The following is a 408-nucleotide window of genomic DNA, read 5'->3' on the forward strand; positions in this document are numbered from 1 at the left end:
AACCAGTACCGTGAGGGAAAGGTGAAAAGTACCCCGGAAGGGGAGTGAAATAGAACCTGAAACCGTGTGCCTACAACAAGTTCGAGCCCGTTAATGGGTGAGAGCGTGCCTTTTGTAGAATGAACCGGCGAGTTACGATATGATGCGAGGTTAAGTTGAAGAGACGGAGCCGTAGGGAAACCGAGTCTTAATAGGGCGAATTAGTATTATGTCGTAGACCCGAAACCATGTGACCTACCCATGAGCAGGTTGAAGGTGCGGTAAGACGCACTGGAGGACCGAACCAGGGCACGTTGAAAAGTGCTTGGATGACTTGTGGGTAGCGGAGAAATTCCAAACGAACTTGGAGATAGCTGGTTCTCTCCGAAATAGCTTTAGGGCTAGCGTCGACATTTGAGAATCTTGGAG

At 49.5% G+C, this 408-nt stretch carries 1 rRNA gene; it reads left to right on the forward strand.

Going from position 1 to position 408, the window contains the following annotated elements:
- Nucleotides 1-408 (forward strand): 23S ribosomal RNA (locus GVK91_RS27250); the annotation flags it as partial.

It is taken from the genome of Sphingobacterium sp. 18053, from assembly GCF_902706145.1.
Lineage (GTDB): Bacteria > Bacteroidota > Bacteroidia > Sphingobacteriales > Sphingobacteriaceae > Sphingobacterium > Sphingobacterium paramultivorum.